The organism is Porphyromonas bennonis DSM 23058 = JCM 16335 (assembly GCF_000375645.1).
Lineage (GTDB): Bacteria > Bacteroidota > Bacteroidia > Bacteroidales > Porphyromonadaceae > Porphyromonas_A > Porphyromonas_A bennonis.
In genome coordinates this window covers 25,865-41,154 of sequence record NZ_AQWR01000011.1, presented here as the reverse complement: position 1 = coordinate 41,154, position 15,290 = coordinate 25,865, and the positions used below count along the sequence as shown (strand labels likewise).

14 protein-coding genes and 4 tRNA genes are annotated in these 15,290 nt (G+C 55.8%); 2 read left to right on the top strand and 16 right to left on the bottom strand.

The features are described 5' to 3' along the window. Window positions 1-9: 9 nt before the first annotated feature. From rpoB to B088_RS03325, 12 genes are all read right to left on the bottom strand, one after another. Entirely contained in the window at window positions 10-3,828 is a 3,819-nt protein-coding gene (gene rpoB / locus B088_RS03380) for a DNA-directed RNA polymerase subunit beta (RefSeq protein ID WP_018107000.1), read from the bottom strand. Window positions 3,829-3,946: 118 nt separating this feature from the next. Next, complete coding sequence (gene rplL / locus B088_RS03375; RefSeq protein WP_018106999.1) at window positions 3,947-4,327, bottom strand: 50S ribosomal protein L7/L12; 381 nt, start codon at window positions 4,325-4,327, stop codon at window positions 3,947-3,949. 189 nt (window positions 4,328-4,516) lie between these two features. Beyond that, a complete protein-coding gene (gene rplJ / locus B088_RS03370) occupies window positions 4,517-5,065 on the bottom strand; it encodes a 50S ribosomal protein L10 (RefSeq protein WP_018106998.1) in 549 nt (182 codons plus the stop codon). A gap of 52 nt (window positions 5,066-5,117) precedes the next feature. Then, window positions 5,118-5,816, bottom strand: coding sequence for a 50S ribosomal protein L1 (gene rplA / locus B088_RS03365; RefSeq protein ID WP_018106997.1), 699 nt, complete (start codon window positions 5,814-5,816; stop codon window positions 5,118-5,120). Window positions 5,817-5,837: 21 nt separating this feature from the next. Beyond that, window positions 5,838-6,284 (bottom strand): 50S ribosomal protein L11, encoded by a 447-nt coding sequence (gene rplK / locus B088_RS03360; protein WP_025082107.1) that lies wholly within the window; start codon window positions 6,282-6,284, stop codon window positions 5,838-5,840. 217 nt (window positions 6,285-6,501) lie between these two features. After that, window positions 6,502-7,077 carry a transcription termination/antitermination protein NusG gene (nusG, locus tag B088_RS03355; RefSeq protein WP_018106995.1) on the bottom strand — a complete coding sequence of 192 codons (576 nt, stop codon included), beginning with the start codon at window positions 7,075-7,077 and terminating at the stop codon, window positions 6,502-6,504. A 239-nt stretch (window positions 7,078-7,316) separates the two neighbouring features. Next, window positions 7,317-7,538, bottom strand: coding sequence for a preprotein translocase subunit SecE (secE, locus tag B088_RS03350; RefSeq protein ID WP_018106994.1), 222 nt, complete (start codon window positions 7,536-7,538; stop codon window positions 7,317-7,319). 35 nt (window positions 7,539-7,573) lie between these two features. Next, window positions 7,574-7,646 (bottom strand) — tRNA-Trp (locus B088_RS03345). 84 nt (window positions 7,647-7,730) lie between these two features. Continuing rightward, a complete protein-coding gene (gene tuf / locus B088_RS03340) occupies window positions 7,731-9,005 on the bottom strand; it encodes an elongation factor Tu (protein ID WP_018106993.1) in 1,275 nt (424 codons plus the stop codon). 138 nt (window positions 9,006-9,143) lie between these two features. Continuing rightward, a tRNA-Thr gene (locus B088_RS03335) sits at window positions 9,144-9,215 on the bottom strand. 41 nt (window positions 9,216-9,256) lie between these two features. Then, a tRNA-Gly gene (locus B088_RS03330) sits at window positions 9,257-9,329 on the bottom strand. Window positions 9,330-9,383: 54 nt separating this feature from the next. After that, window positions 9,384-9,465 (bottom strand) — tRNA-Tyr (locus tag B088_RS03325). Between the two features lie 227 nt (window positions 9,466-9,692). Between B088_RS03325 and B088_RS03320 the strand changes: the two genes are divergently transcribed. Together B088_RS03320 and B088_RS03315 are read left to right on the top strand one after the other, a co-directional pair. Next, a complete protein-coding gene (locus tag B088_RS03320; protein WP_018106992.1) occupies window positions 9,693-10,082 on the top strand; it encodes an ISAon1 family transposase N-terminal region protein in 390 nt (129 codons plus the stop codon). Next, the gene (locus tag B088_RS03315) at window positions 10,051-10,521 is read left to right on the top strand and encodes a hypothetical protein (RefSeq protein ID WP_018106991.1); all 471 of its coding nucleotides are present in this window, start codon (window positions 10,051-10,053) and stop codon (window positions 10,519-10,521) included. The genes B088_RS03320 and B088_RS03315 overlap by 32 nt, the downstream gene beginning before the upstream one ends. Window positions 10,522-11,338: 817 nt before the next feature. Here B088_RS03315 and B088_RS03310 read toward each other — a convergent pair. The 4 genes from B088_RS03310 to B088_RS03295 are packed head-to-tail and all read right to left on the bottom strand — an operon-like array spanning window position 11,339 to window position 15,277. Then, window positions 11,339-12,466 carry a DUF4857 domain-containing protein gene (locus tag B088_RS03310; protein WP_018106990.1) on the bottom strand — a complete coding sequence of 376 codons (1,128 nt, stop codon included), beginning with the start codon at window positions 12,464-12,466 and terminating at the stop codon, window positions 11,339-11,341. Further along, window positions 12,463-13,131 carry a hypothetical protein gene (locus B088_RS03305; protein ID WP_018106989.1) on the bottom strand — a complete coding sequence of 223 codons (669 nt, stop codon included), beginning with the start codon at window positions 13,129-13,131 and terminating at the stop codon, window positions 12,463-12,465. The genes B088_RS03310 and B088_RS03305 overlap by 4 nt, the downstream gene beginning before the upstream one ends. Window positions 13,132-13,137: 6 nt before the next feature. Continuing rightward, entirely contained in the window at window positions 13,138-14,028 is an 891-nt protein-coding gene (locus tag B088_RS03300; RefSeq protein ID WP_018106988.1) for an ABC transporter ATP-binding protein, read from the bottom strand. Window positions 14,029-14,032: 4 nt separating this feature from the next. Further along, window positions 14,033-15,277, bottom strand: coding sequence for a DUF4876 domain-containing protein (locus B088_RS03295; protein ID WP_155802278.1), 1,245 nt, complete (start codon window positions 15,275-15,277; stop codon window positions 14,033-14,035). Between the last annotated feature and the right edge of the window lie 13 nt (window positions 15,278-15,290).

Here is a 15,290-nt window from a genome sequence, read left to right as displayed (position 1 = left end):
ACCGGTCGATCACTCGAGATTGAATCCCAGCCCGAGGCCACGAAGCTCGTGGACAAGGACGTTGAGTGACTCAGGGATGCCCGGCTCCGGGAAGGGGGAGCCCTTGACGATCGCCTCGTAGGTTTTGGAGCGACCTACTACGTCGTCTGACTTGACGGTGAGCATCTCACGCAATGTGTAGGCAGCGCCGTAGGCCTCGAGGGCCCACACCTCCATCTCTCCGAAGCGCTGACCACCAAACTGTGCCTTACCACCGAGTGGCTGCTGTGTGATGAGGGAGTAGGGACCGATGGAGCGGGCGTGCATCTTATCCTCGACCATATGGTCCAGCTTGAGGAAATAGGTGACACCGACGGTGGCGGGCTGGTCGAAGCGGAGCCCGGTCTCACCATCGTAGAGATAGGAGACGCCGTAGCGAGGAAGACCGGCCTTGTCGGTCCACTCGTTGAGGTCGTCGAGAGAGGCGCCGTCGAAGATGGGGCTGGAGAACTTTACCCCCAGCTTGTATCCTGCCCATCCGAGTACTGCCTCGAAGATCTGACCCAGGTTCATACGCGAGGGCACACCCATCGGATTGAGACAGATATCCACCGGAGTACCGTCCTCGAGGAAGGGCATATCCTCAGTGCGGACGATCTTGGAGACGATACCCTTATTACCGTGGCGTCCTGCCATCTTGTCGCCCACCTGGATCTTGCGCTTCTTAGCGATGAGGACCTTGGCGTTTTGGATCACACCATTGGGGAGCTCGTCACCGATGGTGGCATCAAATTGCTTGCGGTAGTACTTGCTCTCGATCACCTTGGACTCGTGGAGGTAATTGACGATCAGCTGAGCGATCAGCTTATTATCGTGCTCGTCAGAGGTCCAGTCGTCCGGGACCACCTCCTCGTAGATGATCTGCTTGAGGACCGGTCCGGTAATCTTGACGCCCTTAGCGACAACAGTGGTACCGACATAGTCCTTGATCCCCTGGCTCACCTTGCGGCTGGTCAGCTTGGTAAGCTTGGAGAGGAAGAGCTTCATAAGCTGCTCCTGCTCCTTCTCCTGCTCCTCGTCGAGCTGCTGCTTGAGATCACGGATCGTCTTGCGGCTGTTGCCGGTCTTGATCGCGCGAGAGTAGAGGTGTGTGTCGATCACGACGCCGCTGAGAGAGGGATCGGCCTTGAGCGAAGCGTCCTTCACATCGCCCGCCTTCTCACCGAAGATGGCGAAGAGGAGCTTCTCCTCCGGCGTGGGATCGCTCTCACCCTTAGGCGTGATCTTACCGATCATGATGTCTCCCGGGTGGACGTGTGCACCGACGCGGATGATACCATTGGCATCCAGCTCGCGGGTGGCGTCCTCGCTGACGTTGGGGATATCATTGGTCAGCTCCTCCATACCGCGCTTGGTGTCGCGCACCTCGAGATTGTACTCGTCGACGTGGACGGAGGTGAAGAAGTCCTCGCGGACGAGACGCTCGTTGATGACGATCGCATCCTCGTAGTTGTACCCCTTCCACGGCATGTAAGCGGCGAGGATATTACGTCCCAGGGCGAGCTCACCACGCTCTGTGGCGAAGCCCTCCGTAAGGATCTGCCCCGCGGTGACGCGGTCACCCTCCATGACGATCGGTCGCTGATCGACAGTGGTACTCTGGTTGGTACGACGCCACTTGGAGAGGTGATACTCGGTCACCTCATCGTCGAAGCGGACAAATTGCTCATCCTCGGTGTAGTCGTAGCGGATGCGGATCTTATTGGCATCGACATACTCGACCACACCATCGCGCTCTGCCATTACCTGTGAGCGGCCATCGCGAACCATCGGTCCCTCGAGACCGGTGCCGACGATAGGTGACTCACCATGGAGGAGCGGTACAGCCTGACGCATCATGTTACTACCCATGAGGGCACGGTGCGCATCATCGTGATCGAGGAAGGGGATCAGCGCAGCGGCGATGGAGCAGATCTGCATCGGCGCCACGTCGATCAGGTCGACGTCATCGGCATCCACGACGGGGAAGTCCGATCCGTGACGGCTCTTGATCTGTCCATCGAGGAGCGTCCCATCGTCACCGATATTGGGAGTAAACTGCGCCACCGTCATGTCCTCCTCCGCCTCAGCGGTGTAGTACCGGACGCCGGAGTCGCTGAAGTCTACCTTGCCGCCATCGACCTTGAAGTACGGCGTGGCGAGGAAGCCCATATCGCTCACCTTGGAGTAGACACAGAGCGAGGAGATCAGACCGATATTCGGACCCTCAGGGGTCTCGATAGGACAGAGACGACCGTAGTGGGTATAGTGGACGTCTCGCACCTCAAACCCTGCACGATCACGGCTGATACCGCCGGGACCGAGTGCGGAGAGACGACGCTTATGCGTGATCTCCGCAAGAGGATTGGTCTGGTCCATAAACTGGGACAGCGGGTTGGTCCCAAAGAAGGAATTGACCACGCTGCTGATCGTCTTGGAATTGATCAGGTCTACAGGAGTAAAGACCTCATTGTCCCGCACGTTCATACGCTCGCGGACCGTACGGGCTATGCGAGCGAGACCGATGCCAAACTGCTGATAGAGCTGCTCGCCGACGGTGCGGACGCGACGATTGCTCAGGTGGTCGATATCGTCGATATTGGCACGACCATTCTTCAGCTTCACCAGATAGTCGATGATGGCGACGATATCCTCATTGGTCAGGACCTTCGTCTCCTCAGAGATATCGATATCCAGCTTGTGATTGATACGGTAGCGACCGACATCGCCGAGGTCGTACCGCTTGTCGGAGAAGAAGAGGTTATTGATCACCTCCTGAGCCGACTGCTCGTCCATAGGGTCCTGGCTGCGGAGCTGACGGTAGATATGGTAGACCGCCTCCTTCTGAGAGTTGGAGGGATCCTTCTGCAGCGTATTGGTGATGACACTATAGTCGAGACCCGAGTCGGACTCTCTCTCGAGGAGCATCGTCTTGGGCGCATTCTTGAGGTCAAGGATCGCCTGGATATTCTCCTCTGTAAGCTCTTCATCTCTATCTACCACTACATTGTAGCGCTCCATGGAGACTACTTCACCCGTTTCCTCATCCACGAGATCCTCGACCCACGTATCCAGGATACGTGCTGCTACCTTACGACCGATGTTCTTCTTTAGGTTGGTCTTATTCACCTTCACCTCCTCGGCGATACCGAAGAGACTCAGGATATCCTTATCGGTCTCGTAGCCGATGGCTCTCAGCAGAGTAGTCACGGGCAGCTTCTTCTTGCGATCGATGTAAGCGTACATGACGTTATTGATGTCTGTCGCAAACTCGATCCAAGATCCCTTGAAGGGAANGATACGGGCGTTGAAGAGCTTGGTGCCGTTATTGTGCACACTCACGGAGAAGAATACTCCCGGTGAGCGGTGCATCTGGGACACCACAACTCTCTCAGCGCCATTGATGATAAAGCTACCTGCAGGCGTCATATAAGGGATCTGCCCCAGGTAGACGTCCTGAATCGAAGTATCAAAGTCCTCGTGCTCAGGGTCTGTGCTATACAGCTTGAGCTTAGCCTTGAGAGGGACCGTGTAGGACAGCCCTCTACTCAGACACTCCTCAATGGTGTACCTGGGAGGATCCACGAAGTAATCCAAAAACTCGAGGACGAAGTTGTTTCTCGTGTCGGTGATTGGAAAGTTATCCAGGAATGCTTGATACAGTCCCTGGCTCTTCCGCTTTCCGGCAGGGATATCCAGCTGCATAAAGTCCTTGTAAGACTTCAGCTGAATGTCGAGAAAGTCCGGGAAAGGTAATGGATGCTTGGAAGAGGCAAAGGTGACTCTCTCAGGCTTATATTGTGAGGACATAAAATTCTTTAATTCAAGGAGTAGTAAAAGACACGAAAAGGTTAAGAACCTGCCGGTAATGGCCGGTCCTTAACCCTTCACCCGCCTCCACGAGAGAGACAGGGGTAGTAAGTGAGGATTACTGAAGCTCAACAGTAGCTCCGGCCTCCTCAAGAGTCTTCTTCAGAGCCTCAGCGGCAGCCTTGTCCACATCCTTCTGGATGACAGAGGGCGCACCGTCTACAAGCTCCTTAGCCTCCTTCAGACCGAGCCCGAGAGCCGTCTTGACAGCCTTGATCACCTGGAGCTTAGATGCACCGGCGTCCTTCAGGTTTACGTCGAAAGAAGACTTCTCAGCAGCTGCATCACCTGCACCAGCAGCAGCGGCAGGACCGGCTACTGCTACAGCGGCAGCAGCGGGCTCGATGCCATACTCATCCTTCAGGATGGTCTTCAGCTCAGTTACCTCCTTGACGGTCAGATTGACCAGCTCCTCAGCGATTGCTTTTACGTCAGCCATATCGTTATTTTATATCTAAAGTTATTGTGTACGTTACTATAATTGTATGTGTGACCTGTCGCTTGGTCTATCCTATCGGGTGCACCCCTCTCTATGTGAGAGGGAGGACAGATCCGCTCCCGATATCGATGATCTGCGGTGAGGATCACGCCACCTCGCATAGGGGTGGTAGACCTCCGCGCACGTCTCTTACGCCTCTGCTCGCTTCTCGAGAGTCTCCAGGACACCGTGGATGGTGTTGCCTGCAGAGCTGACCTGAGAGATGACGTCCATGATCGGAGACTCGAGCATGGAGATGATATCTCCGATGAGCTCCTCCTTGCTCTTGAGGGCAGCGAGCGTATCCAGCTCACCGGCACCCAGGTAGAAGGTGTCATAGACGTAGGCAGCCTTCAGGCTCGGCCTCTCGATATCGGCGCCGGCGCTCTTGAGCTCCTTGTGGAAGTCCTTGAGCACACGGGCGGGGGCATTGGCAGACTCAGAGAGCATCAGCGCGCTGGTGCCCTTGAGGTAGGGGTGGAAGGGCTCATACTGCTCCTCGTTGATGTCAACAAAGGCGCGATGTAGGAGCGTATTCTTCACGACCATCATCTTGACACCATGCTGGAAGCACTGGCGACGGAGAGCAGTAGTCTGCTCAGCGTCGAGAGCCATGGCGTCGACCAAATATGCGTGGGGATAAGTCTCGAGGAGCTCCTTGAGCTGCTCGATGACTTTCGCTTTATCTTCTTTCTTCATACTTATCTATAGGACAAAAGAGGGATGGATATATCTCCGTGGGAGACATACGTTACGCCTCAGTCAATGCTCGGGTGTCGATCTTGATACCCGGACTCATGGTACTGGAAAGATAGACGCTCTTCATGTACGTTCCCTTGGCAGACGTGGGCTTCAGGCGCTCCAGTGTGCGAAGGAATTCACGTGCGTTATCAGCAATCTGCTCGGGGGTAAAAGAGACCTTACCGATGGAGGTGTGGACGATACCGGCCTTGTCGACACGGAAGTCGATCTTACCGGCCTTGACCTGACGGACAGCATCACCGATGTTATTGGTCACCGTACCGCTCTTGGGGTTAGGCATCAGACCTCTCGGACCGAGTACACGGCCGAGGGCACCGATCTTACCCATGATGGCGGGCATAGTGATGATCACATCGATATCGGTCCATCCGCCCTTGATCTTCTCGATATACTCGTCGAGACCCACATAGTCGGCACCTGCCTCCTTAGCCTCCTCTTCCTTATCGGCAGAGCAGAGGACGAGGACACGGACCGTCTTTCCCGTACCGTGAGGCAGGGTGACGGTACCACGCACCATCTGTGTGGACTTACGAGGATCGACGCCAAGGCGTACGTCCATATCCACAGAGGCGTCAAACTTCGTCGTGGTGATCTCCTTGACGAGCTGAGAGGCCTCCTTGAGAGAGTACTCCTTCGTGTTGTCGACCTTACTCAGAGCGATCTTGCGATTCTTAGATATTCTACTCATAATCGTATTCTCCTTCTGATATTACTCGACATCCTCGGGGAAGTCTCCCTTTACGGTAATCCCCATGCTCCGTGCCGTACCGGCAACCAGGCGCATGGCGCTCTTCACGGTGAAGCAATTGAGGTCACTCATCTTATTCTGAGCGATCTCCTTCACCTGGTCCCAAGTGACGCTGGCCACCTTATTGCGGTTAGGCTGTGCACTACCCTTCTTGACCTTGGAGGCCTCGATGAGCTGAGCGGCAGCAGGCGGCGTCTTGATGACAAAGTCAAAGGACTTGTCCGCATAGTACGTGATGACGACAGGAAGGAGCTGTCCGCCCTTGTCCTGTGTCTCAGCATTGAATCTCTTGCAGAAGTCCATGATGTTGATCCCCTTGGCACCAAGTGCAGGACCAACCGGAGGGGCAGGATTAGCTGCTCCACCGCGGATCTGAAGTTTCAACTGACCGGCAATTTCTTTTGCCATGATTCTTTCAGTTTATTGTCAAACAATAATTTGGCGAAAAGTACACTCGAGGAACCGCCACCCTTAATGACATCTGATCCGACTGAGAAGGTCCTTCCTCCGTCCATTCCTCTCGCGAGGAGGGGAGGGGTATCTCCCCGGATCGATGATGCCGGGATACCTGCGATCAGCTCACCCCGGGACGACTGCCCGGGCTCACCTCTCGCAGATGAGACGGCTATGACTCACTCTCCTTTTCTACCTGTGTGTAATCCACCTCCATCGAAGTGTCTCGCCCGAAGACCTTCACCAAGATCTTCAGCTTCTTGCTGTCCGGAGATACCTCAGTAACGTCGCCGAAGAACCCCGTAAAGGGACCTTCGTTGACCTTCACACGATCACCCACGGCGAAGCTCACATCGAGATCCTCCGGTCCCTCAGCGAGACGGTCGGAGATCTCCTTGATACGCTTCACGTCAAGGTCAGACAGGGGCTCCGGGTGGACGTCGCCACCGATAAATCCCAGCACCCCGGGAACACGACGCAGCTTATGCGTCGTCTCACCCGCGAGTCGCGCCTCCACGAAGACAAAGCCGCTGTAGTATGGTCTTACCCGCTCTACGCGCTTGCCCGAGGCTGTGCGACGCTTGGTGTAGGTCGTCTCCATCGGGACCAGGATCTCTCCGACATTCTTGTCGAAGAACGGCTCTACGTCACGCATGCCGTTGATATAGTCCTTGACAGACTCCTCCTTACCGGAGATAGTCTGGAGGACATAGTACTTAAATACCTGATCTTGATCGTCGTGAGACATTGTCAAAGCATCTGTCAGTCCGATGATCCCGGAGGACCATACGCCTGGACTGGTGTGAAACTAAAGTAAGTCTGGCAAGGCAGGAAGCCCTATAGGGAGCGGGGACATGCGGTACGACCTGTCGGTCGCGCACTTCACCTCGCAAGGGTTGCCATGGTACCTATCATATAGTGCAGTAAGACTGCGGCACGTGATGAGTCCTCATCTCGTCCGACAGTCTCCTATCCGCACCGCGAGGACTAGATGATGAGACGATAAAGTCCACTCATCGCATACTCGAGGATCTGGTCTACACCAAATATGAGTAGGGATAGTATGACGGAAGCTACCAGTACAATCACCGCGCTCTGGGATAACTCCTTGGGCGTCGGCCATGACACCTTGTAGCGCAGCTCGTCGAAGCACGCCTTGACGTAGGCGCCGCTGCGCTGGAAGATGTTCTTGCTCTCAGGTTCAGCCATAAAGCCTAATATCTACTTACACATTTTTATTACAGCAGGGGATGCGAGGCTCGAACTCACGACACCCGGTTTTGGAGACCGGTGCTCTACCAACTGAGCTAATCCCCTATAGATAAGCCGTCTCCGGAGACACTGCGTCCCGAGGGACGGCTTATCGTAGTATCTACTTACTTAGGTCTACAGACCGTGAGATCAGTCGAGGATCTCAGTGATCTGACCTGCACCGACGGTGCATCCACCCTCACGGATGGCGAAGCGCAGACCTGCGTCACATGCAACCGGAGAGAGGAGCTTCACCTTGATCTCCACGTTGTCACCCGGCATCACGATCTCCTGACCCTCGGGCAGCTCGATGTCACCGGTTACGTCAAGCGTACGGATGAAGAACTGCGGACGGTAGTGGTTACGGAACGGGGTGTGACGACCACCCTCCTCCTTCTTGAGGACGTAGATGGAAGCCTTAAACTCAGAGTGCGGCTTCACGGTGCCGGGAGCGCAGACGATCATACCACGCTTCAGCTGATCCTTGTCGATACCGCGGAGGAGGATACCTACGTTGTCACCTGCCTCACCACCGGTGGACATGTTCTTCTGGAAGGTCTCCACACTGGTTACGGTAGACTTCAGGCCATCAGCACCGAGACCGATGATCTCTACAGCGTCACCGGGCTTGATGCGACCGGTCTCTACACGGCCGGTAGCTACGGTACCACGACCGGTGATGGAGAAGATATCCTCGACAGGCATCAGGAACGGCTTGTCCAGCTCGTGCTGAGGGGTGGGGATGTACTGATCGACAGCATCCATCAGGTCCATAACGGTGTTGACCCACTTCTCCTCACCATTGAGGGCGCCGAGAGCAGATCCGTGGATGATGGGGGTGTTGTCACCATCGTAGTCGTACTTAGAGAGGAGGTCACGAGTCTCCATATCGACGAGCTCGAGCATCTCCTTGTCCTCTACCATATCGCACTTGTTGACAAATACGACGATGCTGGGGACGTTCACCTGACGAGCGAGCAGGATGTGCTCACGAGTCTGGGGCATAGGACCATCGGTAGCAGCCACTACGAGGATGGCACCGTCCATCTGAGCGGCACCGGTAACCATGTTCTTGACGTAGTCGGCGTGCCCGGGGCAGTCCACGTGAGCGTAGTGACGTCCTACGATGTCGGTACCGCGCTCAGCACCCTCTACGGCGTCGGGATCCAGCAGATCATCGAGGGACTTGCCCTTGCGATCCATGGTCTCGTACTCCACGTGTGAGGAGTTGATGGTGATACCTCTCTCCTTCTCCTCCGGAGCGTTATCGATCTGGTCGAAAGAGCGAGCCTCAGCGTCCTTACCAGCAGCCTTGGCAAGTACGTTGGTGATGGCCGCCGTCAGAGTCGTCTTACCGTGGTCTACGTGACCGATGGTACCGATGTTGACATGCGGCTTCGTTCTCTGGAATTCTTCTTTTGCCATAATACAAAAAATATAGTTGAGTTAAGTAATTCTCTACCCACATAAGGGCAATAGTAGCCGGCAATACTCCCATTTCTCCCCCTTAAGGAGACCAACGGAGTAACGCCGTCTCATCTACTCCCTCACACTTCGTATAAGAGCCGCTTCCGAGAGTTGAACTCGGGACCTCATCCTTACCAAGGATGCGCTCTACCACTGAGCTAAAGCGGCATTTGTGCCATGATCGCAAGCCCCGAAGGGACTGCACTAAGAGCGGAAGACGGGACTCAAACCCGCGACCCTCAGCTTGGAAGGCTAATGCTCTATCAACTGAGCTACTTCCGCAGATCCAAGAAGAGAATCAATGTCCGCACTCGGACACCTCCTTCCCCTTGTCTGTGCGCAGAGGCGGATTCGAACCACCGAAGGCAAAGCCAGCTGATTTACAGTCAGCCCCAGTTGGCCACTTTGGTATCTGCGCGTCTTATCTCACACCCGCTATGCTGACCTCCGCCCGCATATCTCTCGAATGTGGTTGCAAATGTACGACAAAAATCCAGATCCGGCAAGTACCTCTGACTCTTATGTGCCACTTTATCGCAAAAAATAGGGGCTAATTCGCATTTTGATGTGCTGAGACGGGGAGTAAAAAGAGATTACCTTTGTTGAGGAGACAATAGATAGTAGATGAGGAAGTAGTTAGAGCATATGGAAACAGCAGAGATAACGGATCTGATATCAGCATTTGTTCCGGAGGAGATCCTCCGCGACTTCGAGCTGAAGAAGGTAAAAAAGGAGTGCGGGGTCTACCGACTCTATATGGACGAGAAGGACGACGAGAGCCATTATCCCCCGGAGCTGGCGGAGGCGAAAGAGGTGGTCCGATGCGGCTACATGAATCCCTGCGAGATCCAGACCTTCCCCATAGCCAGTCGCGAGGCATTCATCTACATACGCCGCCGGAGGTGGAAGGAGAAGGGCGGTCGAGAGTCCTTTTTCAACACCTATAAATATACGATCGAAGGGATCAAGTGCACACCGAAGTTCGGTGCTTTTTTAAAAGAAATTGGTCGAGGGGAAGCCGATAAGCATTGGTAATATCGCCTATGTCCTCGGGACGGATGCGAAGCGTCTCGACCGGTGGTACAAGGATTACCTGAGTGGCTTCCGTGAGGCAGAGCGAGACGGCAGGATCGGACGTGACGACATCGAGGCCCGGCGAGCGGGCGGACGAAAGAAGATAAGGGTGCCGATCCTGAAGGAGTCTAACGTAGGCTCCTACATGGCGATCGATGAGAAGACGATCGACGGCGTCTGCAACACGATCATCAGCAACCGGGAGACGAGCAAGATCGCGCTGATGGCGGACACGCTCAGGACCTCTGAACTCCGAGAGGTCCTCTCGAGATTTTCTGTAAAGACCAAGATGCAGGTCAATAAGGAGACAGATCTTATGCTCATCACTAAGGAAGGAATGGAGAGCAAGGTGGAGGAGATACGCAACATCGCCAACTTCCTCCGGTCCCCCCCATTCTGAGATACTTCTACCGCCGGGAGAGCAACGCCAAGGCGGAGGCTCTCAACCAAAACCTTCTGCGCTTCATCCGCGTCAACTACGGAGCCAGAAGCACCGACTTCTTTCTCTACCGAGTCGCCTTCCACTTCTCCTGACGCCCTCCCCTCAACGAAGGTAATCTCTTTTTACTCCCCGTCCCAGCACATCAAAATGCGAATTAGCCAAAATAGGCTAAGGCCCTATATATATAAGGTATAGTCGGTAGTTCGGCAGGCGTGTGCGCAGCTGTTCTTGCCCAGAAACAGGCTGATACCTCAGAGGTATTTCTATTACCGATATTAGTGTCAACTAATATCGGTATTAGATCAGAGTCTGTGGGGGACGGGTTAGGAAAATGTCCAGGGGAGGGCGCATATGAGTGGTACAGAAGCGATTCAACTCATTGTGAAGAGTGGGGAATGAAGCACCCCGACAGGGGTGCCCGTTTTTTAGACCCGGGTCGAGGGGCGCAGCCCCGAAGACCCGGGGATCAGGCATTGCAAGCGATCCTGCGACCCCGCTAGGGTGTCGCACTGATTGTCTGGGGAGTGCGACACCCTGGCGGGGTCGTATATCTTTCTCGAGATCTTCTTTCCCGGGGTCTTCGGCACTTCGTGCCTCGACACCCGGTCTAAAAAGCGAAGATCCCTCCGGGGCTTCGCCCCTGCGGGATCGGCAGGCGGTCACAGCAGGGGAAGGATCAGTCGACGAAATTGCACAGTGACAGGGCGTAATAGACGAGGTCGCCCTGCCCGTCATTGAGAGAGCAGAGCGACCTCGAGCAAGTATAATATGGTCCTTACTTCCTTCGGCGGTACCAGACAATGCCGCCGATGGCGAGGAGCCAGACGAGTGTACCGATCCAGGAGAATTGGCTAACAGTCGGGTGGAGGTAATTGTACTCCCCGGACTCGAAGCGGAGCTGGAAGGGCACGACGTAGTCCGCGAAGGTTCGACCACCGGGGGTGTCGAAGTGGAGGCTCTTGACGCTCGCGAGCGTCCGGGCATCCAGCGCAGTGTACTCTGCCCCCTCAGCATCACTCTGGATCACAGTCCAGAAGAAGGGATTACCGAGGATGGTCAGCTTCTCATCTCGCATCCGCAGCGCGGGGAGATTGGCCTTCAGGAGCCGATACTCCGGCATCTGTATGACGTAGAGCGAGCCCTCCTGATCAACGACGAAGCCGAGGAACCGCTTGGAGGGATACTCCGTCACGAAGAGGTACTCAGGCCGCACTCCGTCCGGTAAGTCGATCGGTCGTACGAAGGGACGACCAACAGTCTGTCTCAGCTGGTAGAGGCGGTCCGCAGCGTCGACGAAGAGGTAGCCATTGTCATACGCTTTTCGGGTCGTCGGATTACCGGCCACGAGGCGGATGGGGAATGTGACGCCTTTCTCCTCCAGCGCCCGCTGGTAGAGAGCCGACTTCTCCTCCTCGATCGAGTTGGACTCCATGTTGACAAATTCGATCCGCCGATCTGTGAAGCGGAAGACATCCTCCGGCATCTCCAGATTGACTCTCTTGGACATCGACTCTAAGAGGAAGTAGAGCGGGGTGTCGTGCGTATTGAGACTCGCGGGGTGAGAGACGAAGATAAAGCTCTCACGCTCCAGCAGTCCCTGATCCACAGCGATGCCTCTGATGCTATCCGGGAGTCGTCCATCCATCACCAGCTGGCGGTAGTAGAAGGAGGGGAGGATGCTATCAAACTCGCTATCCGTGTACTCCCGGCCGGCGTAGTCGTAGTAGCGAGTCCCCTCTCCATCTCGATTATCGAGCGAGGCAAAGTCCCCCACCACCTCACTGTAGAGGGTGAAGGGGACATAGTCCCCCTTGGGTGCCGTCATATCGCCGAGCGAGGTGATGCCCCAGACCAGCGCCAGTGCGGCAAGGAGGGTAAGCAAAATGGTGTATAGTGGCTTCATTGTACTCCTTCCTTAAAGCGTTGGATCGAGAGGATCGAGACGTAGCAGAGCAGCAGCGTCACCAGCCCCATCGGGAGGAGCGCCTCCTGATAGAAGCGAGGGGTCGCGCTGATGAAGTAGAAGTGGACGAGTGCGTAGCTGAGGAGGATGTAGAGCACACGTCGGCGCCAGGTGGGCTCGAGCACCACGAGAGCGGTGAGTCCATAGGCGGTGAAGCCGGCCATAAACCACGGGGCGGTGCTGACGAGCAGATGGGTCACCAGCTCCGGGGCGAGGATGCTCCGGAGGTAGAGGGCAAGCACCAGATGCTGCGTGAGGCAGAGGAGCCCCAGGGCTCCCACCCCATAGGTGAGCATGGTGAGGGCAATGGTTCCCTGAGCCATAGGCAGATGGAGAGTGAGCTTGAGCCGCTTCCGGGTCATCTCAGGAGCAAATTGCGTCACGGCGAGTATCAGACCCGTGAAGAGGGGCTGATACTGCAGCACATTGAGGAAGAGCACATCCTTGGAGAGGAGGATCTCCCAGAGGTGTGCCGCTCCGCGGAGGGTGAAGACCCTCTGGAGGGTGAGGAGGGCGTAGGCGGTGATGGCGAGCCCTACGATGTAGAGCACTAAGAGCGCCCATCGGGTCTTGATCCACTCCTTATATAGTAGTCCTTGTATCATATCGACTCAGTACTTACCGGTTAGTCCGATGAAGGCATCCTCGAGAGTCATCTTCTCCTCCACGAGTCGGTCGTAGGGGATCTCTGCTCTCTGCAGGTAGGCCTGCACATACTCTCTCGACAGGAAGGTGTGGAGCTCTGCAGCACGACCGATGACGGCGGTGTGGTAGAGTTTCTCATCCCTCGGCAGGGTGGTAACCCCTTCGCCAACGGTAAAGGTGTAGCGGTGGAAGGTCTCCATCAGCTCCCTCACCGGCATCTGGACAAGGATCTTCCCGTAGTCGAGGATGATACAGTCGTCGATCAGCCGCTCCATATCCTGGATGATATGGGAGGTGAGGAAGACCGTCTTGTCCCGCCCAGCGGTGTAGTCCCTGAGGTAGTCGATGAAGAGGCGCCGGTAGCCGGGGTCGAGCCCGAGGGAGAAGTCGTCGAGGATCAGGAGATCGGCATCCTGGGCGAGGATCAGTCCGAGGGCGACCTGGGAGCGCTGTCCGCAGGACATCTGGCTGATCCGCTGCCGGGGAGCGATCTGGAGCTTGCTGACGAGGTCATAGTAGATCTCACGCTTCCAGCGGGGGTAAAACCGTGCATAGAAGCGCTCGATCTCCGTGACGGTCATGAAGCTGTACTGCACATGCCCCTCGATGAGGAGCGCGATCTGTGCCTTCACGGAGGGAGGCATGGCTTGGATGTCGTAGCCGAGCATCCGACAAGTGCCTCCGGCGGGGCGGAGATATCCCGCAAGGATATTGATCGTGGTGGTCTTACCGGTGCCATTCTTCCCCAAGAGACCGAGGATGCGACCCCGAGGGACCTCGAAGGAGAGGTCCTCGTAGATGAGACGCTTCCCGTAGTAGTGGGTCAGGTGGTCACACTGGATGATGCTGTCCTGCATAGTGTCACTTGCCTGCCTTCAGAGAGGGCTGTACGCGAGCCTCGAAGTCCTCTGTTGAGTTATTGGTATCCTTGAGGTACTTCCGCCCGTTGGCCTCACGCTCCACCTTGCGGATCACAGCGGTACCCTGGCCGCTATTGTCCTGAAAACTATTTCGCCAACCGGTAAAGCCGGCATCGATGGTGTCAGGAATATAGCGCCAGTCGATCTTATCCTTAATACCGAGGAAGACAGCATCGACGATCCAGTCGTGGGGGACCTTGTAGGCCTTAGTCTCCATCTCCTTGACAAAGTCCTTGAAGCGGAAGAGATACTTCGCCGACCAAGCATAGTCCTTCTCATAGGTAGCGACATCGACCGGAACTCTAACGAGGGCAATAGTGGTGCAGCCCGCCTGATGGAAAGAGGAGACGGTGCGGGAGGACTTGTAGTAGGAGATCAGATTGGGCACCTCAGGATTGTCTGTATCCTGGAAGCGGGGATTGGAGGAGAGATCGTAGATCTCGAAGTCGGCATGGGATAGGTCTGCGGCTCCGTGGAAGACCTTGGAGTGGTCCCGGGCATCATTGGCAATGACGATCGAGGCGCCAGGCTTCACCGGATAAGTGGTCCCATCGCCGGGGATGATGGAGAGGAATCCGACCGGGAGAAGGTCCTTGATGGCATTCTTATCCACATAGTCCTGCTTCATATTGCACTGGAGGGCAGACTGCGCAATACCGAGTCCATCAGCATAGAGAGTGACGTCGGAGTTATTGGTGATCTTGATGTACTGCTCGCCGTACGTATAGGATTTCTTAGTCTCGGGATTATAGGTAGGGCTGATGAAGAGCTCCTCGATGACGAAGCCGGAGCTGACATTCTCCGTATACTGAGGGATAAGGGTGAAGGTACTCTTCTCGCCCTTCACGACGATGCTCTCCTCCATGGAGACGGTCGTCCGGACCTTGCCGAGGCGATCGGACTGATAGGAGAGTCCCGCGGTGAGGGAGACCTGGTACTTGCCCTCGAGGAGCTTCTGGTGGAAGGTAGCGGACTCCGGCTTGAGGACGATCTCCTTACCGTCCTGGCTGCCCTTGATCGTCACCTGGAGGTCGCTGTAGGTAGCGTCCTTGAGACCGACAGGCGCCTCGATGGTGAAGGTACACTCGCTCTCGATGGCGGGCTTACGGGTCTCCTCAGGCTTACAGCCTACGAGGAGGACAGACAGGAGGGCTACGAGGGCACAGAGGTGATGAAGTTGTTTCATGATCATTTTATAC

What these genes read in the sequence shown, in the direction of transcription:
- rplL (WP_018106999.1), bottom strand. Translation starts at nt 4,327, where the DNA reads ATGGCTGACGTAAAAGCAATCGCTGAGGAGCTGGTCAATCTGACCGTC.
- rplJ (WP_018106998.1), bottom strand. Translation starts at nt 5,065, where the DNA reads ATGAAGAAAGAAGATAAAGCGAAAGTCATCGAGCAGCTCAAGGAGCTC.
- rplA (WP_018106997.1), bottom strand. Translation starts at nt 5,816, where the DNA reads ATGAGTAGAATATCTAAGAATCGCAAGATCGCTCTGAGTAAGGTCGAC.
- rplK (WP_025082107.1), bottom strand. Translation starts at nt 6,284, where the DNA reads ATGGCAAAAGAAATTGCCGGTCAGTTGAAACTTCAGATCCGCGGTGGA.
- nusG (WP_018106995.1), bottom strand. Translation starts at nt 7,077, where the DNA reads ATGTCTCACGACGATCAAGATCAGGTATTTAAGTACTATGTCCTCCAG.
- secE (WP_018106994.1), bottom strand. Translation starts at nt 7,538, where the DNA reads ATGGCTGAACCTGAGAGCAAGAACATCTTCCAGCGCAGCGGCGCCTAC.
- tuf (WP_018106993.1), bottom strand. Translation starts at nt 9,005, where the DNA reads ATGGCAAAAGAAGAATTCCAGAGAACGAAGCCGCATGTCAACATCGGT.
- B088_RS03320 (WP_018106992.1), top strand. Translation starts at nt 9,693, where the DNA reads ATGGAAACAGCAGAGATAACGGATCTGATATCAGCATTTGTTCCGGAG.
- B088_RS03310 (WP_018106990.1), bottom strand. Translation starts at nt 12,466, where the DNA reads ATGAAGCCACTATACACCATTTTGCTTACCCTCCTTGCCGCACTGGCG.
- B088_RS03305 (WP_018106989.1), bottom strand. Translation starts at nt 13,131, where the DNA reads ATGATACAAGGACTACTATATAAGGAGTGGATCAAGACCCGATGGGCG.
- B088_RS03300 (WP_018106988.1), bottom strand. Translation starts at nt 14,028, where the DNA reads ATGCAGGACAGCATCATCCAGTGTGACCACCTGACCCACTACTACGGG.
- B088_RS03295 (WP_155802278.1), bottom strand. Translation starts at nt 15,277, where the DNA reads ATGAAACAACTTCATCACCTCTGTGCCCTCGTAGCCCTCCTGTCTGTC.